Below are 20,994 nucleotides of genomic sequence, written 5' to 3' on the forward strand. Positions count from 1 at the left end.
CCCGGCGTCGACTCGATCCGCTCCCCACACAGCACCGACAGCCGACCCGCGCGCAGCGTGCGGGCCGGCTCGCTGCGCGCCCGAAGCCGGGATTCGGGCCCGCCGACGACAACGCCGACACCTCGATGCCCCAGGAGGCACGTGCCGTGCAGTCGCTGATCCGACACGCCCGTGACTATCGCGAGATCGTCTCCGATCGGTCCGGAGACTTCGCCGCCCTCGCCGAAGGGCAAAAACCACAGGGACTGTTCATCACCTGTTCCGATTCCCGAGTCGTACCCGCCCTGCTCACCGGGGCTCAGCCCGGAGAACTCTTCGAGATTCGTAACGCCGGAAACATCGTTCCACCACACGGCCTGCGGCGCCCGTGCGGCGTCGCCGCCACGATCGAGTACGCCGTCACCGTCCTGGAAGTCCCCGACATCGTGGTCTGCGGCCACTCCCACTGCGCGGCCGTCACGGCCGTCGTGACCGACCAGGACCTCAGTGCCATGCCCGCCGTGCGGGACTGGCTCCGACTGGCCCAACCGCGGCCGAACGCGGGGAAGACGACATCGGGCGAGGCCGCCGGCAGCGTGTCCGCCGCGATCCACGAGCACGTGGTCGCCCAACTCGAACGGCTGGCGGAGTACCCGTTCGTCGCGACCCGCGTCCGGGCCGGCCGACTGCGCTTGCATGGCTGGTTCTACGAGATCGACACCGGCACGGTGCGGACGTACTCCGCACGCGAACGGGCGTTCCGCCCCCTGTGACCCTCCTGTCACCCCGCCCGTGACCCGCCTTCGAACACTCGACCTCCCGCACGACGCGGCTTCTGCCACACCGCCGCACTTACCGGATATGGAACCCCTGTCATGCCGCGCGACCTGATCTTTGGCCGCCCTCGCATCACCCGACCCGACTTCACCGCTTCGCTCGTCGTCTTTCTCGTCGCCCTCCCCCTGTGTATCGGCGTCGCCGTCGCCTCCGGGGTACCCGCCGAACTCGGCCTCGTCACCGGCATCGTGGGAGGCCTGGTCGTCGGCGCCCTGCCCGGTAGTCGGTTGCAGGTCAGCGGGCCCGCCGCCGGACTCACCGTCCTCGTGTACGAGGCGGTCCGCGCCTACGGTCTCGCCACCCTCGGCGTGATCGTGCTGGTCGCGGGCGTGCTCCAGATCCTCATGGGCGCCGGCGGGATCGGGGCGTGGTTTCGTGCCATCTCCTCGTCGGTCGTCCAGGGCATGCTCGCCGGCATCGGACTCGTCCTGATGGCGAGCCAGACCTACGCGCTGCTGGGCGCCGCTCCGCGCGGCGACGCGGCGGCCAACCTGGCCGGCTTGCCCGGGCTCGTCGGCGACGTCGCCGGCGATCGACGTGCCCTGACCGCGTGCGCACTGGGCGCGGGCGTGATCGTGACGCTGCTGCTGTGGCCGCGTCTGCCGCGCCGGATCCGGACGATACCCGCGCCGCTTGCCGCCGTCGGCCTGGCCACCGCCGCCGCGGCGCTCCTCGACGCTCCGGTGTCCCATGTACACGTCGAGGGACTGTTCAACGCGATCCAGCCGCCCGACACGAACGCGTTCTCCCGCGTTGCCGAGGTCGAAGTGCTGGGCACGGCGGCAGCGTTCGCGCTCATCGCCTCGGCCGAGAGCCTGTTCAGCGCCGCCGCCGTGGACCGGATGCACAAGGGAGCACGCACGAAGTACGACAAGGAACTGATGGCGCAGGGCGTCGGCAACGTGTGCTGCGGGATCCTGGGTGCCCTGCCCATGACCGCGGTCGTGGTCCGCAGCGCCGCCAACGTGCAGGCGGGCGCGCGGACCAAGGCGTCCCGCATCCTGCACGGGCTGTGGCTGTTGCTGTTCGCCGCCCTGGTCCCGTCCGCGCTGGGGGCGATCCCGTTGGCGGCGTTGGCCGGAGTGCTCGTGCACGCCGGTTGGAAGCTGCTGGCACCGGCCGAGTGCCTGCGCTGGTGGCGGCGGGATCGGGCGGAAGCGGGCGTACTGGTGGCCACCGCGGGCGCGATCGTGGTCACCAACCTGCTTGAGGGAGTCGTCCTCGGGCTGCTGCTCGCGGTGGCGAAGTCGGCGTGGGAAACGTCCGCGGTGCGCATCGACGTGATCGAGACGGAGCACGACATTCGAGTCCGTATGGTCGGGAACGCCACCTTCCTGCGGCTGCCCCGGATCCTGGCGACCCTGGAGGCGCTTCCCCAGGATCGGGCGATCCATCTGGACGTGTCCGAACTGCGACACCTGGACCACGCCTGTCACGCGGCCCTGGTCTCGTGGGCGGACACACACGGCGGCAGCGCGTCACGTGTCAACTCTCCGCTGCATCGCGCCGGCACCTCGCGTAACGGGTGACCAAACCGTGTCGCCGTGGCGCCGCCGCCGGGCTCCGGCGCGAGCACGAGCCGAACACGACCGCCGGCCGCGGACGGAGCCGTTTCACAGTCGACGAGGAGGAGCCGATCCCGCATGCCGTCCTTCCGGCGGCCCCCGCTCCGACCGGGGCGAAACCGCCGGACACCGCACGTTCCGAATCCGCGCCGGTCGCGGTCCTGGTGGGCCTGCTCCTGGTCTCGCTCAACCTGCGTGCGGCGATCACGGCCGTCCCGCCTCTCCTCGCCGAGATCCGCGGGGATCTCCGCCTTTCGAACGCGGCCGCAGGAGCCCTGATAGCGATACCCGTCGTCGCAATGGGGCTGTTTGCCCCCGCGGCGCACCGCATGGCGACGCGCCGCGGATACGAGGCCACGATCGCCGCCGCCATCACGGTTCTCCTCGCCGGCCTGGGATTGCGCGTGGCTCACGCTTCCGTGGTGGCGCTGTTCGCCGGCACGCTTTTGGTCGGCATTGCCATCGCGGTCCTCGGTACGGCCCTGCCGGGCGTGGTCAAGACCTATTTTCCGCACCGCGCCGGAGCCGTCACCGGCCTGTACAGCGCCGGCTTGGGCATAGGAGCCTCGGCCGCCGGCGCCGTGTCCGTCCCGATATCCGTCGACTTCGGCTCATGGCGTGTGGCCCTGCTCGCGTCCGCGGTCCCCGCCGCGGTCGGGCTCCTCGCGTGGCTTCCGGTGCTGTACCACGCCCGAGCGTCGCGCGTTGTCGAACCCGCGCCACGGCGCCGCGCCGGACAGTCTCCGTGGAGGCGACCGATCGCCTGGGGGCTCTCCGCGTTTCTGATGATGCAGACGACCGCGTACTACGGGATCGTCGGCTGGCTCGCTCCCGCCTTCATCGAACGCGGTTGGACACCCGATCGCGCGGGGTTCCTCCTCGCGGCGTTCGGAATCGCCGGGATCGTCTCGGGTGTCGCCATCCCGATGCTGGCGGACCGTATCCGCGACCACCGACCCGTGCTCGCGTCCACCGTGGGCGGTGCGATGGTGGGCATGGTCCTCCTGGCCTTCGCCCCGGATGCCGCGCCCTGGCCGACGACCGTCCTCCTGGGGCTCACGCTCGGCGGCGCATTTCCGCTTGCGCTGGTCCTGGTAGTACGGATCGCGCCGGATCCCGCCTCCGCCGGTCGACTCTCGGCAATGGTGTTCGCGACCTCGTTCCCCGTCGCGGCACTCGCTCAGGTCCTCTTCGCGGCCCTCCACGACAGGACCGGCTCGTGGGCACCGGTCTTCACCACACTCATCGCCGTCACCGCCGTGCAGTTCGTGGCCTCCCTGCTCCTGCACCCGGGGAGCACCCGACAGCCCCGACACGCCCGCCGAGGACGACCGCCCGGCTCGCCCCCGAGCCGGGCACGGCATGCCAGGCCCCGCCGCCGTGACAAGGGGCGTCCGAGACCGCGCGATCACGCACTCCAGTCCCGTCCGGGAGAGCCACCCCGGACTGAAGAGAGTTCGACTCCCGCAAGATTTTCGTAGTCGATGATCGGGTCGACGGACCGTGCCCTCACCCGAGCACGCCGCATCGGGACCCACCCCGCGAGCCATGAGATCGCCCTGGGCGACGGCGCGATGGTATCGAGCCCGTCGCGGCATCCCGGGCCTTTTTCGCGACAGCAAGGACGAGTATTCGGCAAGCGCTGCGATCGCCGATTTCGCAAAGTGGATAGCGGGGCGTCGCGGCTAATCGGACGATGTGGTTCCGGTTGGTCCGTCGGGAGCGCCCGGGTCTCCACGCTCGTAGAGCCTCGCCACGCCGCGCACAGCACGTCGAGCGCGCTTCGCGACGGGACTGCCGTCTCATGGGGACGGCGCACACCTGAAGGAACGCAGTGAAGGCAATAGTCGTCGGTGGTGGGCCGGTCGGATGTCTGATGGCCAAACGGCTGCGAGAGCGTGGCTTCGAGGTGGACGTTTACGAGCGCGCGCCGGACCCCCGAGAGGCCGATTCCTCCCGCGGCCACTCGTACTCCTTCAACTTGACCCTGACCCTTCGTGGCGCCGGCACGCTGGAACCCGAACTTCGGAACCGGCTGTGGAGTGCCGGGGTTGCGTGCACCCACAGAGTCGTGCACCACTCCGACGGAACGCGCACGGCGCAGCCATATGGAAAGGACCCTGAGCAGCACCTGTTGTCGATTTCCCGGTCGGTGTTGCACCGCACGATGCTGGACGAGGCCGAGCGTGCGGGTGTCAGGATCCACTTCGAGCACGAGTGCGTACGCGTGGACGCGCATACCGGGCGAGCGGTGTTCATCGCGAACAGCGACGGCCTGCTTACCCGGGAGGCGGACCTGGTGGTCGGGTGCGATGGCGCGAGCAGCGTGGTCCGCCACGAGATGTCCCGAGGAGGAAGCCGGCTCGACATCCGTCAGGAGTTCATCGAGCACGGCTACGTCGAGTTGCGGATCCCACCGGGCGAGCACGGGCAGGATCGCTTGGGCGGATCCTCCCGGTCGGGGGGCGAACCGCGGGGCCTGCACGTGTGGCCGCGAGGTGGCAGCATGCTGCTGGCCCAGCCGAACCGGGACCGGTCGTACTCGGTGACACTGTTCCTGCCGGTCTCCGCCGCCGATCCGGTCGAGCCGAGTTTCGACACCCTCACTCGCGCTGTGGACGTGGAGACCTTTTTCCGGACAAGGTTCCCCGACGCGTTCCCGTTGTTGCCTCACCTGACCGACGAGTTCCTCGCGCGGCCGCGGGCCTCGCTACGGATTGTCAAGGCGAGCCGCTACCACCACGGCCGTGCGGTACTGATCGGCGATGCCGCGCACACGATGGTCCCGTTCTACGGGCAGGGAATCAACTGCGGCTTCGAGGACGTACATGTCTTCTTCGACATTCTCGATCGCCTTCGCGCCCGCCACGACTTCGTTCCGCAAGCCGTGGCGGAGTTCACCGCCGCCCGCCTGGGGCCGTGCCATGCGATCACCGATCTGTCCCGGGCCCACTTGGCGCGACTGTCCGAGCCGGTCGAGCACGCCGACCTGCGCCGTCGCGACCGGGTCGAGGAGTTGGTGCACAAGGCACATCCGGACTACTTCGCGCCGCTCTACGGAGCCATCGCGTTCTCCAGCGTCCCCTATGACGAGGTGATCGCCGCGCACGATCGCGGCCGCAAGGTGCTCGACGACCTGTTCGAAAATCTTGGCCGGGACGTCGAACCCGAGGAGATCGCTCATCGGTTCGCGCGACGAATGCGGGCCTCGGAAGCGGTCGCGCTCGACGACCTGTGAGCCGCCGCCCCGCATCGACGATCGCCGTCACCGCCGCGTGGATCGGCCCCACGTGGCCACCGGTGCCACCCGCGCTCCCGACGAAGGCAAGGAACCACCATGGTGGACCAGCTCGGCACCCGCTCCGACGACGAGCCTTCGGGCCCGGACCTGAACCTGTCGGCCGCCCAGTCGCGCCGGCTGATCGAGTTGGCGTCGGCCCACGTGCTGGGATTCCGGGAAGGCTTGGCGTCCGGTGTCCATCCGGCCTCTTACGTCGACGACTCGCTCGATCCAGCGGCATACGAGGACGGCATACGGGCGGCGAAGGAGCTGCGTGAGGACGTGGTCCCCACCAACGGCACGAGCGTGGAGGTGCTGCTCGGTGAGATCTTCGGACCTGCGATGGCGAACGGCACCATGCATCCGCACCCCGGATTCATGGCGCACGTTCCCTCTGGTGGCCTGTTCCAGAGCGCGGTAGCCGACTTCGTCGCACGTTCGGTGAACCGCTTCGCGGGCGTATGGATCGCGGCGCCCGGGTTCCAGCAGATCGAACGCAACGTGATCCGCTGGTTCTGTTCCATGCTCGGCTACGGCGAGGGCTCCTTCGGGTACCTGACGACCGGCGGTTCCATCGCCAACTTCATGGCGGTCGTCTGCGCACGCGAGCACGACGAAAGAGCACGGCCCGCAGGCGGCGAACCGGTACTCTACGTCTCGGCCGAGGGGCACTTCTCGATTACGAAGGCCGCCCGGATGGCGGGATTCCCCGCGTCGGCGGTCCGCGTGATTCCGACGACGCCGGCCTACGCGATGGACACGGACGCGCTGATCGCCCACATCGAGGCCGACCGCGCGCTCGGGCATCGCCCGACCTGCGTGATCGCCACGGCGGGCACCACCAATTCCGGCGCCGTCGACAACCTGCCCCTGCTCGCCGAATACTGCCGAGCCCACGACATCTGGCTGCACGTGGACGCCTGTTTCGGTGGGTTCTTCCACATCACCGAGCGCGGCCGGGCGGCGCTCGCCGGCATCGAGAACGCCGATTCGATCGCCGTGGACGGGCACAAGTCGCTGTTCCTGCCGCACGGAAACTCGGCCCTGCTCGTACGCGATCAACGACGACTCGGTGACGCCTTTCGAGTGTCGGACGCCGCCTACCTGCCGGGCCTGACGACCGACGACGAACTCGTGGACTTCTGCGGATTGGGACCGGAACTCTCGCGGGAAGTACGCGGTGTCACCGCATGGTTGCCTTTGAAAATGCACGGCATCCACGCGTTCGAGCGGGCGTTGGACACGGCGATGGACCTCGCAGCGGACTTCTCCGCCCGCGCGGCGCGACTACCCGGCATAGAAGTGATTCAGCCGCATCCACTCGTGTTGCCGGTGGTCAACTTCCGATTGCTCCCCGAACACGAAGGCGCCGATGAAGCGCGGCTCAACGCTCGCCTGTGTGCACTGATCTGCTCCCGCAAGAACGCTTACCTGGCCACCACGCAACTCCCCGGCTACGGCGTCGTCGTCCGGGTCTGCATTCTGCACCCCCGGACCGACGCGGCGGTCGTGGGCCAACTCCTCGACGACATCACGTGGGCCCTGAACCGCCTCCGTGCCGAATCCGACACGGTCGGACGAAGCCCGCGACGAGCGCCCCGGTCCGGCCACAGACGCTGCTGAACAACCCGAGCTCGTAACCGACCGAAGCGGACCCGCGCCTGCGACGCACGGCGCACAACCGCAGCCGAACGCCGTGCCAGTCGCGGCCACGGTCCTGGACGAGCCACAACGCACTTGTCCTGCCTTCGCGACGCGAAGGACCACCGAATCGGCGCCCAGTGCAACACCTGCACTGGAATGCCGGGGTCGGTCGTTTCAGGCCGGGAACGCGAATCGGTAGCCCCGGTCCTTCAGCCATGGCAGAAGCCGCGCGAGCGCGTCGACGCTCTGGGTGCGGTCGCCGCCCGCATCGTGCATGAGGATCACGCCGCCGGGGCGCAGCTCACGGCGCACGTTGTCGAGGATCGTGTCGACGCCGGGCTTCTCCCAGTCGCGGGTGTCGACCGACCAGCCGAGGGGCTTCAAGCCGTACGCGGCCGACACCTGGCGCACGGTCGGAGACCACGCGCCGCCGGGCGCGCGGAACCAGTCGACGTCGTGGCCCGGGGCGGCCTGGGCGATCGCGTCGCGCGCGGGGACGATCTCGTGCTCGATCTGCGGGGCCGATCGCTTGTCGATCTTCTCGTCGTGCGTGACCGAGTGGTCGCACAGTCGATGGCCGGCGTCGACCACACGGCGCACCAGGTCGGGGTGGCGCCGGGCGTTGGGGCCGACCATGCAGAAGGTGGCCTTGACGTCGTACTCGTCGAGCAGCGCGAGCACTTGCGGTGTCCACCGCGGGTCGGGGCCGTCGTCGAAGGTGAGCGCCACCGTGCGGTCACCGGGGTCGGTGGTGCTCCGTACGATGCCCATGGGCACGCGTGGCGGGGGTATGGCCGCAGCCTGGGTCGCCGCCGGCGCAGGCGGGCCGGCCGGTGCGGCCTGGTCGGGGCCGCCGGGCGTCGCGGCCGACGAAGGCGCGCCGGGGGCCCTCGACGCGGGAGTCGTCGGCGGTGGGGTGGAGGGATACGGCGTCGAGGGCGCCGGCGCTGACGACTGCGCGCCCGACGGCCGGGGACGGTCGTCCCGGCCGGGCCGGTCGGGGCCGTGCCCCGTGCCCCGGGGTCGGCCGGAGCCGGGTTCGTGGCGGCCGTCGTGGGCGGATCCACGGGTACCGACGCTGCCCTGCCGCTCTGGGCAGGCCCCACGCCGTCACCCTGACCACACGCGGCGACGGTCAGCGCGAGCACGCCGACCACCGCCAGGGTCGGCAGCCGGCGGGCGGCCTCCCGGCCCGGGAGCGCGGGAATCCGTACGCGACGGGCGACGGATGGCTGGGACGTCAGGACGGGCTTCGGCACACGAACTCCGGAAAAATCGGCAACGGGTCACGCGTGTCAACGCGACGCGATCTGGGAAGAATGTCCACTTTGCTCAGATGCTCTGGTTTCGCGCAACGAGGCGACCGTGTGTACATGCATGTGGGACGGTCCATCACCAATGCCCCCACCTGCGTCATCGCCAACCCGTCAACCCCACCAGCACCACCGGCACCGCCGGCACCGAGCCCAACACCCCGCGAAGTGACCGATGCCACCGCCAGGGCACAAGCCTCGTGGCCCGGACGCGCAGCGCGATGGTGCGAGCCCCGCGCGGGGCGCCGGCGGTGGCATACACACGCAGGGCTCGAACGCCGCCAGGATCTTCGAGGCCGGGCCCTGCCGGACAGCGCAAACGCGGGCGGCATGCGGACGTCGGTGATCACGAGGTCCGGTGTGTCCTTGCGTACGGTGTCCTTGAGGGTTGCTCCGTCGGGGACCGCGGTGACCTGGAATCCGAAGCGTTCGAGAAGTTCCGCGAGGCCTGCGCGCAGCAGGACGGCGTCTTCGGCGAGGATCACCCGCAAGGGGGGCGCCCCGGTTTCGGCGCCGTTGCCGGGAGTCACCGTGTCGGTGCGGTCGTTGTCGGCGGCGAGCACGGGATCTCCACGCGGACGAGAGTCGGTCCGCCCGGCGGGCTGGACAGTCGGATGGTGCCGTCGGTGACTCCGACGCGATCGGCGATCCCCCTCGGCGACATGGTCGACGCGGGAGTCACCAACGTCGGCGAGGGCGAACGCTGGTTCGCCGAGTTCGCCGGCTCCCTCACGTGGGACGAGACGCCATGACCGGGGCACCGTTGCGATGCTGCGCCGGTTGCGCCGGCTCCTTCCTCGGGGACAACCGCCCCGGCTCCTACCACCGCCCTCGGTGCACCGCCGAGATGCCGCCCTGGGACCCGCAACCCAACGACTCGGTCCGCCTGCACACGGACCGGATCGCGCGATACCTCGTCCTCGCCCGGGACGGCGAGACCCTGACGCTCCGCCGACTCGGCTTTCCCGAAGAACGGTCCTTCACACGCCGCGGACGGATTCCTCCCCGGCTGCGGGTGGGCGCGGTTCACTCCTCTTCGTGGGTGATCGTGCAGTGTTCGTCCATCGGCGGGTGCATCTGCGTCCGGTTCGTGCATGTCCACGTCGGACGGGCGCTGCGGCTCGGGCCCGTCGGGGCAGATCCGCCGATTCGGGTGATGGAGAAGTGCTGGGCGCCGACCGGGAGGTGGTTGGCTGCGGCCGGCGACTCTCTCGGAACTCGTCGGCGATACGGGCGTATTCCGCCCGGGTGTCCCCGTCGAGGCGGTACACCGGGGCCACATCTCTCGCGCGTCACTGCTCGCTCCGGCGTTCTCATCACGCTGCGACGCGCGCTCCGAACCAGGTGCACGCCTGCGCCACTACGTGGAAACCACAACCTCCCCGGTCATGACCTGGGGAGGAGTGGGGAGCAGTGACGCCAGGTTGTCCCGCACGAACTCCGACGCCCTCGAGATCGATTCCTCGGCACCGGCCCGGTCCCGGAAGACGCTGGTGGAGACCATCACTCCGTTCCCGGCGTCGATCCAGTAGTAGGCCACGAAGCCGGGAACCTGCCGCATGAGCGGCACGAACCCCTCCTTCACGACGCGTGCCGCCTCGGCCGGATCGGTCACTTGTTCATACCGCCGGACTGCTGCGTACATAGCCGATCTCCTCGTGGGTTCCGGTTCGCCTTTGCCGAGATGCCGTACCCCTGCGACGGCTACCTCGCTCACGAGGCGTTCGGTATTCACCGGAAGGGGCCGCTTTTGTGATCCGAACGGCGGCTTCGGTCCCGGGCACACGGCCCTGCGTCGGTCCGCGGCCGATGACCGTCAGGCCGGCCCCGCAGCTACGCGACCTGCGCACCCATCGCCCCCACCCAGGCGGCCACGAAACGTTCTCACCCAACCCAAAAACACACAAACGCGGCGGCTACGTCTTCCACGGCACCGTCATCTTCGCAGCCCTGATCATCTGGCTCCGCACATGACCCGCAGGACAGAACCTAGCCCCACAGGCCGTTCAAAGGCACGCGGCGTGCGTGGACCTTGCGGTGGCTGATACGCCAGCCGCTGTCAGTCCTGACAACGGTGTCCTCGTACGTCGCGCTGCCGCACGTGCCGTCGGTGTTGACGCCGATGCCTTTGGAACGGGCCACCACCTCCGTGTCGGAGATCGGCGTCAGCACGATGTTGGTGACGTGGTGCGCGACGGGATTGCCGGCGCCGAGTGCGTGTGCGGCCTGACGGATGCCGTCGAGTCCCTCGAGCGCGGTTCCCCCCAGGTCGGTGACGTCGTAGATGACATCGGCGGTGAACAGCTCGTCGAGGCGCTGAAGTTCGCCCACGTCGACCAAGTGTCCGTGCAAGGCGATCAGGTCGGTGATGGTGACGCGGTCTTCGGCGTTCAGTGCCACGGTCGTTCCTCTCGCGGTGCGGTGAGACGGTCCGGGTGCCAGGGGCTCGGTATAACCGGGGAGTTCCCCGCTTTCTGAGTGTTGGTTAACCGGGGAAATCCCCGGTTAACAACGGAACCAGGGTGGTGCGCCATGGTCGGCACGGGAAACCCGGCGGCGGGGAAGCCGCGGCGTGCGCGGGCCGACGCGACACGCAACGCACAGCGACTGGTGGCGGCGGCCAAGGAACTCTTCGACACGCACGGCCCCGACGCGGCGCTCGACGACATCGCCAAGCGGGCGGGCGTCGGCAACGCCACGCTGTACCGACACTTCCCCACCCGCGGCGAGCTGCTCGCCACGGTCTACGCGGACGAGGTCGCCGCGCTGTGCGAAGAAGGCGCGGCACTCGCCCAGGCGCCGACCTCACCCACCGAGGCGTTGTTCACTTGGCTCGGTGCCTTCATGGAACACGTCGCGGACAAGCGACCCCTGGCCCTGGCCGCCACCCACGACGCGGCGGAAATACGCACCGAGCTGTTCGATCGCTGGCACCACAGTCTGCGAGCCGCAGCCGAGCCGCTCCTGACGCGGGCTCAGGCCGCCGGTGCCATTCGCCGCGGCGTGACGACGGACGACCTGCTCGCCGTAGCCGGTGGTTTGTGCATCGCCGGGGGCGGCGCCACGCACGGCCGCCGCCTTCTGCACCTCGTGCGCGAGGGCATCGAAGTGCCCGCGAGCACCGTCAACGATTCCGCCTGACCCAGGCCGCGAATGCGGCACCATCCAGGAAGGAAACCGGGCACGCGGACCGCGCGGAAGCCGTCGAACGCAGCCTCAAGGAGCAGTTGGACGGCGCCGGCGCCAGGAGTGTCATCCGTGCAGTTCGGCTCGCGTGGAGTTTGAGCGGTTCTTCTTCCTCGACGACGCGGACCGGGCGTTGGTGGAGGCCAAGCGGCGGGCTCACAACCGGCTCGGATTCGCGGTCCAGTTGACGACGCTGCGGTACTTGGGGGTCTTCCTCACGGACCCGGGTGAGGCCCCGCCCGCGGTGGTGGACTACCTGGCCGGGCAGTTGGGGATTGCCGATCCGTCGGTGTCGAAGGAGTACGGCACGCGGGAGAAGACTCGCTTCGAGCACGTGTGGGAGCTTCGGGAGGCGTTCGGATATTGCGAGTTCTCCGACGTGCAGGCGGAGTTGCGGGCGTGGGTGGACGCGCGGGCGTGGACGACTGGCGACGGTCCGAAGGCGTTGTTCGACGCGTCGGTGGTGTGGTTGCGCGAGCGCCGGGTGTTGTTGCCCGGGGTGATGACGTTGGCGCGGTTGGTGGCCGGTGTGCGCGAGGAGGCGACGGGCCGGCTGTGGGACACGCTGTTCGAGATGTTGGACCCCGTTCGCTGGTCCGCAGTGATCCGGTCATCACCGAGAGTGATAGTCCGAGGTTCGGCTTCCTCGCCGGGTTCGGGCGCTGTCGGTGTGGGTTGCCCGGGTCGGGGAGGTCGATCCGGGCGGCGTGTGTGCGTGGGGGAGGGCGGGCAGCCTGCGATCGGTCCGGGACCGGGGGCGGTGCCGTGTTGCCGGGCCGGTCGGCCGAGCGGCCCCGGTCGATCGGGATACGGATGCGTGTCCCACCCGTTTCGGGGCGGAGACACCGGTTCCTCTGCGGCCGGGCCGAGCCGCCGCGATCGAAGGCGCGGCGGCTCGGGCCCGTCCGGCCGTGCCGGATCCGGCTGCGCGAGGGGGTGTCAGGAGACTTCGCCGGCGGCTTCCCGGATGGCCTTGTCGATGTCCTTCGAGCTCACGTCGAGATCCTTGGCCACCTGCTTCTCGGCCTTCAGCTCGGCCTTGTCCAACGCCTGCTGGAGCGTGCTCTCGCCGACGATGACCAAGGCGGCCTCGCCCTCGTCGATGAGTTCCCCGAACTCCTTCACGTCGGCTCGCGACATGCCGCGCCACAGGTGGCCGCCCACTCCGCCCACCGCCGCCCCCACGGCGGCGGTGCCGATGATCGCCGGCGGGAACAGGATGCCGACGAGGGCACCGGCCGCGGCGCCGCCCCACGCGCCGTGTCGGGTGGCCGTCTCGTCCTTGTTGACGTGCACCTTCCCGTCGTCCTTGGTCACCACCGACGCGTCGTAGCTGCCGACGGCACCGAGCGAGTGCAGGTCCTTCACGACGTCGTAGTCGGCACGCGCCGCGGTCTCGTCCGGATAGGTCCCGATGTAGATGAACACTGCTTCGGGCTTCGCCATCTCATTGATCCTTCCACTCGGATGGACACGGCGATGATCGACGGCGCACCACGGAACGTAGGCGACGGGCACCGCCCGGGTCGGAAGCCATCCGATCTCGTCCATCAGTTCCAGCATGTGCTCCTCCGCCCGACTGGGCATCCCGCACCACGGGCGAGCCGCGGGTGGCCGGTCCGTGGCGCGCGGACGACTGGTGCCTGGTTGTCTCGCACCGAGGTCGACGCGGAAGCCCTCCGTGAGGAGATCGCCGGAGTCCTCTCCCCGATGGTTTGCGCCTGTCGCCGGAGAAGACCCCGATCACCCACATCGACGAGGGCCTCGACTTCCTCCGCCGGTGCGTCGGGCGTCACCGGATCGCGGCGATGCGGTATCACCGTGACAGAGCTGTGTGTTCCGGGGCGGTTGGTGACGGCACCCGTGCGGCCGGGGGCCCTGGTGCCGTCGAGAACGATGTGGGTTCCGCGGATGACGGGTGGCGCACGGGAAGCGGGCCGGGGGCGGTTCGCGCCGCGGGCGCCGGGTGAGGCGTGGCCGTTGACGTTGCTGTCGGCCGGGGGCGTGGCCCTGTGGCGGCGGCGGCCGTTGCGGGCTGCGGTCGTGCACATCCGGTGGTTCCGGGCGACCGGGGCGGGCGATCCTGCCCACCGGTCACAACCCGGTGGCTCCCGAGGGCACGCACGCTGCACGACACCGATTGACCGTCGGCGCCAGGGCACCGACGGTCGGCGTGGTGGCAGCGAACCCACGCACCTCGCCGTGTTCCTCCGCACACGGCGAAGGCGGACGGGAGAGAACCACGGCCAGCTCCTGGCGGAGTCTTCGTCCACATCGGCACGTACCCGAGCGAAGCCGCGGCGCGGGTCGACTACGACGTCGCCAAGGACCTCCACTCGCTCGGCGTCGTCGCCGGCTACGACGCCTGCGCGGTCACCAAGGACGACGCCGGCCGGATGCACGTCAACCCCGGAAAGGGTGGCGTGCGTGGCGGGGAGGGATGGTGCGGCCGCGGACCTGATGCGAGAACTCGGAGCCGCCTACGACGCCGTGGCGGAAGGGTTGCCGCCCGACGCCGACGACCAGGCCCATCTGGACGCCGCCGCCTGGCAGGACGTCCTGACCGTTGCGGGCGTCCTGGCCCGCGAAATGGTCGTCAACGACCTCCTCGCGCTGTACCAAGACGCCCTCCGGGCGATACCCGGACCAGAGTCCGACACCGGGCAGGCCTGAAGTGCGTCCGGCCGACCGTCGTCACGCGATGCGCCGGGCGAGGCGGTCGCGGTGCAGGACGTCGAGCACGTCGAGGATGTGCCCGGTGCCGCGTACGAGGCGGAACATCTCGGAGATGTGCACGGTGTCGCCCGGCTGCGCGTATGCCGGCAAAGGCTGAGCGGCCTCGGGGATGTGGGACGGCGTCAGTGCCTCCCGGCCGCAAACCTCATGTTCGGCAGCCATCCGGGGGGAAGTAGCTGGAGGTGATCCGGTAGATCCCGGGGCGCGAAGCGGTCAGTTGTATCCAGGGGCCGCTCGCGCGCAGGCAGGCGCCGTCGGAATACAGCCAATGCGAGTAGGCGGCACGCACGGTGACCGTTCCCGGGCGGGGCATCTTGAGCACGATGTCGGCGTCGCCGGCACGGAGCACTTCGGCGGGGGCGGTGGCCAGTGGCACGGCGTCCTGGACGCGGAAGACGGTCCAATAGGCGTCGTTCCAGACCGGCTCCAGCCAGGAGCCCAGGCGGCCGGACCGGATCAACGCGGCCTCGGTCCTGGCGTAGCCGTCCGGTGGGGCGTGCGGCAGGACGACGTAGCCGACCGCCCAATCGTTCAGCCACGCCCGATAGCTCGCCTCGTCGAGCTCCTCGGAGTAGAACAACCGGCCGCGCTCCATGTCGAGTTGGCGGTTCCAGCCGCGCACCGCCTGGAAATACCGGGCGAACACCCGGGCCTCGCGGTGCGAGCCGGTGGGGACCACTTCGACACGGCCGCGATACGCGCCCAGCCGGTCCAACTCGGCGATGACCCCGGCGGTGTGCCGCGACCAGCCGGGCACCTCCGTATGCGCCTGCACATCTCGGGCCGTCGCCACCGCCGTCCAGATCACGCACATCGCCAGCCCCGCGGCACAGAAGCGCGTGCGGAAGGACGCGTCACCACCGACTCGGAGCAAGGACCTCCCGGGCTGCGGGCCTCGCCGTCTCCGCTCGAACCAGATTGCCAGCAGCACGGGCGCGCCGCAAAGCGTGCCCAGGCGCTCGACGTTGGTGCCCACCGGCGAAGGAATCAGCCAGGTCAGCACCACACCGACGGCGTAGACCGCGCCACCGGCCCGCAGCACGCGCCAGTCGCGCGGCGCCGTCAAGGCCACCACGACGCCGGCCAGGACCGGCAAGATGATCCGCTCGGCTCCCATGGGCTGTTGGCCGTGGGACGGGAACAGCGCGGTCACCAACCCACCGACCACACCCGTCGGTACGGTCAGGGCCAGGCCTCTCGCCCACTGCCGGTCGAGCAGGAACCCCGCGCCCGCCACGAGAAGGAACAGACCAGCCACGGGGCTGAACAGCACGGTCAACCCCGCCCCCACGACCCCCGCGACGAGCCGCCACACAGGTGTGTGCCGCCCCACGAGGACCAGCAAGGTGCCCAGCGCGCTTGCGACACCGAGAGCGAACGTGGCGCGGCCCGAGACGACGTTGGCCCACAGCGCCAGCACCCCTATCAGCGCCGGCCACGTCGGCACTTTCCGGGTGGTGCGCACCAACAGCGCGGCCAACAGCCAGGTCGAGGTCAACCCACTGAGGGCGGCGAGAGTGCGGACCCCGACCAACGCCATCAGCGGCGGCGAGAGGACGCTGTAGCTGCCGACGTCGATCCCGCCAAACCAGAACAGGCCGTACGGTGTACCCGGATGCCGCACGGCGAACTCCGCCCAGGAGTACTGAGCCGCGAGATCACCGCCACCGGTGGCCAGCAGGAGGCCCCATCCCACATACAGCGGTAGTGCGAGCGCAACCGCCACATGACATATCCGCCACCGGGGCGGGGAGACGCCGGACGGCTTCGCGGGCTCGGGGTCCCCGCCGTGACGCGCGCCGGACGCCTGGCCCAGGCGACCACCGCGCCGTTCGCCGGCGGCGGCGCCGACGACCGCCGTCACGATGCGGCCGCCCTCGCGTCCGAACGCCGACCGACGCGGGCATGGACCCCACCGCAGGCGGCGCAGTCGAGCGAAATGATTCCGGCCGACGCCCCCGCGCGGCTCGCTCATGACAAGTTCCTCACAGGCACGACTGGGCTCCGCAACCGCTCGACGGATGCGGAGCCTGCTCAGGCATCAGGATGACGCACGAAGACTAATCGGCCAGGCGCGCCGTGTCGCGCTCGGGGGCGGACCGGGCTCGATCGAGGGGAGGCCGGCGGCCCTGTGGTAGGACGGCGTAGGACACGGCGGGGCAGCGAGTGTGAGCGCGAGGACTGGGTGGGACGTGGTGCCCTGCCGGGCTCCGGTCGGCCGCGCGGTGTCGTCCGCGGGCCGGCTGCGGGTTCCGCGTGTCAGGGCCGGGCGGCTGCGGTGCACCGGTGCCGCCGGAAGGGCGAAGGCCCGGATCCGCCGTGGTGTGGCACGTATCGGGGCTCTGGCCGTTTGCCCCATGTCCGGGACGCCGGGACCCGGCGTGGGGGTCGCGGCGGCGACCCTGAAGAAGGTCGGGGCGGTCGGTGACGGCGAGCAGATCCTGGACCTCGGTCCGGAAACCGTCCAGAACACGGCGGAGATCCTGGAGCGCGCCCAGACCATTTTGTGGAACGGCCCGGTGGGTGTGTGGGAGTTCGCCAACTTCCGGAACGGGACAGAGACCGTCGCCCAGGCCGTCGCCAAGAGCCGGGCGTTCTCGGTCGCCATGGGCGGTGACACGCTCGCCGTCATCGACCAGTTCAACCTGGTGGACAAGCTGTCGTACGTCTCCACCAGCGGCGAGGCCGCCCTGGAGTATCTCGAAGGTAAGCGGCTTCCGGGTATCGACGTCCTCGAAGCCCGCGCCACGTAGTACCCGGCCTGGGGGAAAGCTCCCGGTTCATTCGTGAATCGGGTCATTCGTGTCCCGGGCCACACACCCGCATGCCCAGGTGTCGGAAGGCTCGACATCGCGCCCGGGGGTCCGCCTCGATCGGAAGCGCTCCGCCTCGATCGGCACGGTCGGCACTATCGGGCATGGGCAACTCGCCCGGTAGGCTCATCGATCCGGAACCCCGTATTCCCGACACCTGTGTGTACCGGAACGGATCACAATGCCCAACGCCATTACTGATCACGTCCGCGGCCGGAAGCTCCAGGGCAGCGCCTGGCTGGAGAGCGACGAGCGATTTCGCATCGAGTATCGCCGAATGCGTCGTCGGGTCCCGCTGTACCGGGTGGCCATCCGAGGACTTCGTCTCCTGCACAGGCTCACCTCCGACAAGACGCAGGCGCGCGCGAAGCTGAGTGTCACCTGGTGGCCCCGGATCGGCCCACACGGCGGGATCTACGCGATGCCGAAGCTGTGGACCATGAAGGAGGGCAGCGACAAAGACCCCGATCCTCCCGCGACCGAGGCCGAGATGTGGGAACGCCTCACGTCCGGCACGTTGCGCCCGCCGATCGTGGAGGGCGGCGTGCGTCCGTCCGGGAGCGCAGATCAACTGCGTGCGAACGCCTCCTTGGCGGCGCGCCTGGCTCGCGCCGTATCGGCCGACGAATGGCCGCAAATGATCCACGAGTACGAGCACCGCAAGGCGATTCTCAAACAACTTCGCAAGGGCGTCATACCCGAGGGCAACTGGCTCGTCGAGAGGGTCGCTGCAGAGTCCTTGGCCGGGCTGATGGTGCGGCGGGTGTGACGCCGCGGGGGAGTCGGCTCGCCGTAGCGCGGATCCGACTCACGCGCTCACCGTTCCTCGTTCCTACGGTCCGTCGCCCGGTCGACGGGTCCTGGCGCGGTTGAGCCGAACCGGCGCCGCGGGCGCGGCGGTTCCTGCGGGGTCTCTCGGTTTCCTGTCGAGTTTTCCTGTCCGGTTTTCCTCCCGACTTTCGGGTCGGGTTGTCGGTCGGGCGCCGGGCCTGTCGATGGCGCTGTGTGGTGTTGCCCGGTCCTTGATGGTGGGATGTGGCGGATTGGGTGTGTAGGGGCCACAGGGGGGCGTCTGGGTCCCTTGAGTAATTGTCAAGAGTTGTGGATTCGCTCGACTTTCAACGTTCTGGCAGGCATTGGTGATCACGGGGCGGTGTCGGGGCTTGCTGTGGCTCGCGGCCGTCAGGCTGGTTCCGTCACCTGGCGCCGACTGGCGAGGACCACCAGGCCGCCGATGACCGCGAGGCCCATGAGGACGGCACCGAACACCGTGGCACCGCTGGTCAGGCCCACGGCGTCACTGAGGTAACCGGCGGACACGGGCAGCAGCCCCGCCGGGACGTACCCGCCGACGTTGAGCGCGGCGTTGGCCTCCGCGAGGCGCTGGGGCGGGACGCTGGAGTTGAGCAGCGACAGGCCGCCGAGCTGGCCCATGCCCTGGCCCGCACCGGCGAGCAGTGCGGAGGCGATAAGGACCGGCACCAACGAGGTGTGCACGGCGACGATCAGCGTGATCATGCTCAGCATGGTGCTGACCGCGCCGGCCGTGAGGATGGTGCGCCGGTCGAGGCGTTGTACGGCGAACTGCACGCCGGTGGCGACGAGGAACATGACGAAGGCCATGGCGCCGGTGACGATCCGGCTGGTGGTGCCGAGCAGGCCCGACAGGAGCGAGGGGCCGAGCGAGAGCACGAATGAGGTGGCGGTGATGCCGGGCGCGAACACGGCGATGCCGAGGGCGAGTTGACGGCCGTTGCCGCGCGGCACGCCGGGCACGCGCACCCAGGCGCCCTTCGCGGGCGCCGCGGGACGCCGGAGGGGCATGTGCAGCACGGCGAGCACCGCGGTGACGAGCAGCACGGCCTCGACGACGAAGACGGTGACGGTCGGCGCGGGCAGCGTCTCGGAGAGCACCCCGGCCAGGAGCGGGCCGAGACCGGCACCGAAGACCATCGCGCAGGAAGCGAGCAGGGCGGCGATCCGCTTGCGCCCGGGACCGGCCACGTCGGTCACCGCGGCCATGCCGGCCGAGACGATTGCACCGACGGCGATCCCGGTGAACAGCCGCGCCACGATCAGCGCGGCCACGGTGGTGGCGGTCGCGAAGATCAGGCAGGCGGCCATGGCGAGCACCAGGGCGGGCAGCAGCACGGGCTTGCGCCCGAGCCGGTCGGAGACCACTCCGGACACCAGAAGCGAGCCGATGAGGCCGACGATGTAGAACGCGAACACCACGGTCAGGGTGCCCTTGGAGAAGCCGATGTCACGCTGCCACAGCACATACAGCGGCGTCGCCGCGTTGGACAGCACGAACACGGCGGTGACCGGCCACGCGGCCAGCCACACCCACCACAGTGGAGCAGCGGATCGTCCGCCGGGCTCCGCGGTGCCACTTCGTTGCCTTCCGTCGACGGCGGCCTGGACGGGCGCGGTCCGAGTCTCGGACATGACTGCTCCTTCCGACTTCCTGCAGTACGAGTCGAGTCGAACTTAGCATGCAGTACGATCGAAGTCGTACAAAGGAATCGACTTATGAGGAGTTGCCCATGCCTTCGACCGCAGGCACCGCATCCGCCACCAAGGTGCTCCCGGAGCCGCCCGGCCTGCCCGAACCGCTGCCGGAGCCGGCGGTTGAGGAGCTGCGTCTTGAGGCCGTTCTGGGTGCGCTCAGCGATCCCTTGCGGCTGACGATCGTCCGCAAACTCCTCCTGGAATCAGAGCAGTTCGACCACTCCTGTGGCTGGTTCGGCTTCGACCGGCCCAAGTCGTCGCTCACACACCACTTCAAGGCGCTGCGGGAGGCGGGCGTCACGCGCCAGCGCCAGTACGGGCTCGAACGCCGCAGTCACGTACGTGTCGACGACCTCAACGCCCGCTTCCCCGGCCTCCTCTACCTGGTGGCTGCCTGGACCCCGGAGGTATGACGAGGCGCCGCTCGTCGAACGAAGAGAGGCAGGCATGGGCCACAGTAAGCCCCGACACGCCCCGTGATCACTTATGCCTGCCAGAACGTCGAAAGGTTCATTCATGATCGGGTGTGACGTGCTGGTGCTGACCGCGCCGGGCGCGGCGGGCCGCCTGGGCAGGCTTGTCAACGACCGGCGGGTGATCGACCCGCGCGGGGCGCTGGTGTTCGCGTGTCTGCTGCATGTGAGCGGCCGGGACGAGGGCGCGACGTTCTGGTGGAGGTTCGCCGCCGGCGCGGGCAGCCACCACGCGGCCTGGTGCCTGTATCTGCAGCACCGCAGCCGCGGCGAGGCCCGCGACGCGGACTAACTGGCTGGAGCAGGCCCGTTCGCTCTCGGCTCTGGTGTGCACGACCCCGCCGCCGGTGTTCACCAAGGAAGTCGAGGTCGACCGGCCCTTGTTGCCCGAGGACGTGCGCGAGGAGATCCGGGCCCAGTGCGACCGCGGCGACCGCCCCCGACTGCCCGGACGGCTGCAGGCGGTGATGCGCCGGCTGCGGGTGGAGGGCGACGCCGACTACCCCGACGTTCCCCAACCCTGCGGCAGCCTCCCCGACGCGCTCACCGCCGCGCCCCGTTGACCACCCGGCCGGGCCGGCAGGGCAGTGTGCCGGCAGGCCGCGTCTATATAGAGAATTCCTCGATCCTGCGGAGGTTCGCCCACTCGAATCGGGT

The 20,994-nt window shown here is 70.0% G+C and carries 20 protein-coding genes and 2 pseudogenes; 14 read left to right on the top strand and 8 right to left on the bottom strand.

Going from position 1 to position 20,994, the window contains the following annotated elements; translation table 11 throughout:
- Positions 1 to 146: 146 nt before the first annotated feature.
- The 5 genes from OG928_RS44995 to OG928_RS45015 all read left to right on the top strand — a co-directional run bounded on the left by OG928_RS44995 (position 147) and on the right by OG928_RS45015 (position 7,284).
- Positions 147 to 752 (top strand): carbonic anhydrase, encoded by a 606-nt coding sequence (locus tag OG928_RS44995; RefSeq protein WP_331767804.1) that lies wholly within the window; start codon positions 147 to 149, stop codon positions 750 to 752.
- Between the two features lie 102 nt (positions 753 to 854).
- Entirely contained in the window at positions 855 to 2,345 is a 1,491-nt protein-coding gene (locus OG928_RS45000; protein ID WP_331767805.1) for a SulP family inorganic anion transporter, read from the top strand.
- Positions 2,342 to 3,862 carry an MFS transporter gene (locus tag OG928_RS45005; protein ID WP_331767806.1) on the top strand — a complete coding sequence of 507 codons (1,521 nt, stop codon included), beginning with the start codon at positions 2,342 to 2,344 and terminating at the stop codon, positions 3,860 to 3,862. Before OG928_RS45000 ends, OG928_RS45005 begins: the two co-directional genes overlap by 4 nt.
- Positions 3,863 to 4,215: 353 nt before the next feature.
- Entirely contained in the window at positions 4,216 to 5,619 is a 1,404-nt protein-coding gene (locus OG928_RS45010; RefSeq protein WP_331767807.1) for an NAD(P)/FAD-dependent oxidoreductase, read from the top strand.
- A 99-nt stretch (positions 5,620 to 5,718) separates the two neighbouring features.
- Positions 5,719 to 7,284 (top strand): aminotransferase class V-fold PLP-dependent enzyme, encoded by a 1,566-nt coding sequence (locus OG928_RS45015; RefSeq protein WP_331767808.1) that lies wholly within the window; start codon positions 5,719 to 5,721, stop codon positions 7,282 to 7,284.
- A 195-nt stretch (positions 7,285 to 7,479) separates the two neighbouring features.
- On the opposite strand, the gene OG928_RS45020 is transcribed toward OG928_RS45015, so the two are convergent.
- Together OG928_RS45020 and OG928_RS45025 are read right to left on the bottom strand one after the other, a co-directional pair.
- Entirely contained in the window at positions 7,480 to 8,076 is a 597-nt protein-coding gene (locus OG928_RS45020; protein ID WP_331767809.1) for a polysaccharide deacetylase family protein, read from the bottom strand.
- Positions 8,077 to 8,545: 469 nt separating this feature from the next.
- Positions 8,546 to 9,181, bottom strand: a complete 636-nt coding sequence (locus OG928_RS45025) for a response regulator (protein WP_406291896.1) — start codon at positions 9,179 to 9,181, stop codon at positions 8,546 to 8,548.
- A 63-nt stretch (positions 9,182 to 9,244) separates the two neighbouring features.
- On the opposite strand from OG928_RS45025, the gene OG928_RS45030 reads away from it, so the two are divergent.
- Positions 9,245 to 9,370 (top strand): hypothetical protein, encoded by a 126-nt coding sequence (locus tag OG928_RS45030; protein WP_331768363.1) that lies wholly within the window; start codon positions 9,245 to 9,247, stop codon positions 9,368 to 9,370.
- A 608-nt stretch (positions 9,371 to 9,978) separates the two neighbouring features.
- Here the strand turns inward: OG928_RS45030 and OG928_RS45035 are convergent.
- Positions 9,979 to 10,263, bottom strand: coding sequence for a hypothetical protein (locus OG928_RS45035; RefSeq protein ID WP_331767810.1), 285 nt, complete (start codon positions 10,261 to 10,263; stop codon positions 9,979 to 9,981).
- A gap of 344 nt (positions 10,264 to 10,607) precedes the next feature.
- Positions 10,608 to 11,018, bottom strand: coding sequence for a nuclear transport factor 2 family protein (locus OG928_RS45040; protein ID WP_331767812.1), 411 nt, complete (start codon positions 11,016 to 11,018; stop codon positions 10,608 to 10,610).
- 132 nt (positions 11,019 to 11,150) lie between these two features.
- On the opposite strand from OG928_RS45040, the gene OG928_RS45045 reads away from it, so the two are divergent.
- Complete coding sequence (locus OG928_RS45045) at positions 11,151 to 11,759, top strand: TetR/AcrR family transcriptional regulator (protein ID WP_331767813.1); 609 nt, start codon at positions 11,151 to 11,153, stop codon at positions 11,757 to 11,759.
- Between the two features lie 127 nt (positions 11,760 to 11,886).
- Positions 11,887 to 12,384: pseudogene (locus OG928_RS45050) on the top strand (DUF4158 domain-containing protein); the annotation flags it as partial.
- A 359-nt stretch (positions 12,385 to 12,743) separates the two neighbouring features.
- Here OG928_RS45050 and OG928_RS45055 read toward each other — a convergent pair.
- Entirely contained in the window at positions 12,744 to 13,250 is a 507-nt protein-coding gene (locus OG928_RS45055) for a DUF1269 domain-containing protein (RefSeq protein WP_331767814.1), read from the bottom strand.
- Positions 13,251 to 14,231: 981 nt separating this feature from the next.
- On the opposite strand from OG928_RS45055, the gene OG928_RS45060 reads away from it, so the two are divergent.
- Entirely contained in the window at positions 14,232 to 14,477 is a 246-nt protein-coding gene (locus OG928_RS45060; protein ID WP_331767815.1) for a hypothetical protein, read from the top strand.
- Between the two features lie 21 nt (positions 14,478 to 14,498).
- On the opposite strand, the gene OG928_RS45065 is transcribed toward OG928_RS45060, so the two are convergent.
- Positions 14,499 to 14,702 (bottom strand): hypothetical protein, encoded by a 204-nt coding sequence (locus tag OG928_RS45065; protein ID WP_331767816.1) that lies wholly within the window; start codon positions 14,700 to 14,702, stop codon positions 14,499 to 14,501.
- A complete protein-coding gene (locus OG928_RS45070) occupies positions 14,686 to 16,404 on the bottom strand; it encodes a hypothetical protein (protein WP_406291897.1) in 1,719 nt (572 codons plus the stop codon). Before OG928_RS45070 ends, OG928_RS45065 begins: the two co-directional genes overlap by 17 nt.
- A gap of 526 nt (positions 16,405 to 16,930) precedes the next feature.
- On the opposite strand from OG928_RS45070, the pseudogene pgk reads away from it, so the two are divergent.
- Together pgk and OG928_RS45080 are read left to right on the top strand one after the other, a co-directional pair.
- Positions 16,931 to 17,293, top strand: a pseudogene (pgk, locus tag OG928_RS45075) (phosphoglycerate kinase); the annotation flags it as partial.
- Positions 17,294 to 17,534: 241 nt separating this feature from the next.
- Positions 17,535 to 18,122: a hypothetical protein gene (locus OG928_RS45080; protein ID WP_331767818.1), complete on the top strand. Its 588-nt coding sequence runs from the start codon at positions 17,535 to 17,537 to the stop codon at positions 18,120 to 18,122.
- A 413-nt stretch (positions 18,123 to 18,535) separates the two neighbouring features.
- Here OG928_RS45080 and OG928_RS45085 read toward each other — a convergent pair whose 3' ends face one another.
- Positions 18,536 to 19,801 carry an MFS transporter gene (locus OG928_RS45085; RefSeq protein WP_331767819.1) on the bottom strand — a complete coding sequence of 422 codons (1,266 nt, stop codon included), beginning with the start codon at positions 19,799 to 19,801 and terminating at the stop codon, positions 18,536 to 18,538.
- Between the two features lie 98 nt (positions 19,802 to 19,899).
- On the opposite strand from OG928_RS45085, the gene OG928_RS45090 reads away from it, so the two are divergent.
- The 3 genes from OG928_RS45090 (at position 19,900) to OG928_RS45100 (ending at position 20,900) form a co-directional block, all read left to right on the top strand.
- Positions 19,900 to 20,277, top strand: coding sequence for an ArsR family transcriptional regulator (locus OG928_RS45090; protein ID WP_331767820.1), 378 nt, complete (start codon positions 19,900 to 19,902; stop codon positions 20,275 to 20,277).
- A gap of 103 nt (positions 20,278 to 20,380) precedes the next feature.
- Entirely contained in the window at positions 20,381 to 20,629 is a 249-nt protein-coding gene (locus tag OG928_RS45095) for a hypothetical protein (protein WP_331767821.1), read from the top strand.
- 55 nt (positions 20,630 to 20,684) lie between these two features.
- Complete coding sequence (locus OG928_RS45100) at positions 20,685 to 20,900, top strand: hypothetical protein (protein ID WP_331767822.1); 216 nt, start codon at positions 20,685 to 20,687, stop codon at positions 20,898 to 20,900.
- Positions 20,901 to 20,994 lie beyond the last annotated feature (94 nt).

The organism is Embleya sp. NBC_00896 (assembly GCF_045207785.1).
Taxonomy (GTDB): domain Bacteria; phylum Actinomycetota; class Actinomycetes; order Streptomycetales; family Streptomycetaceae; genus Embleya.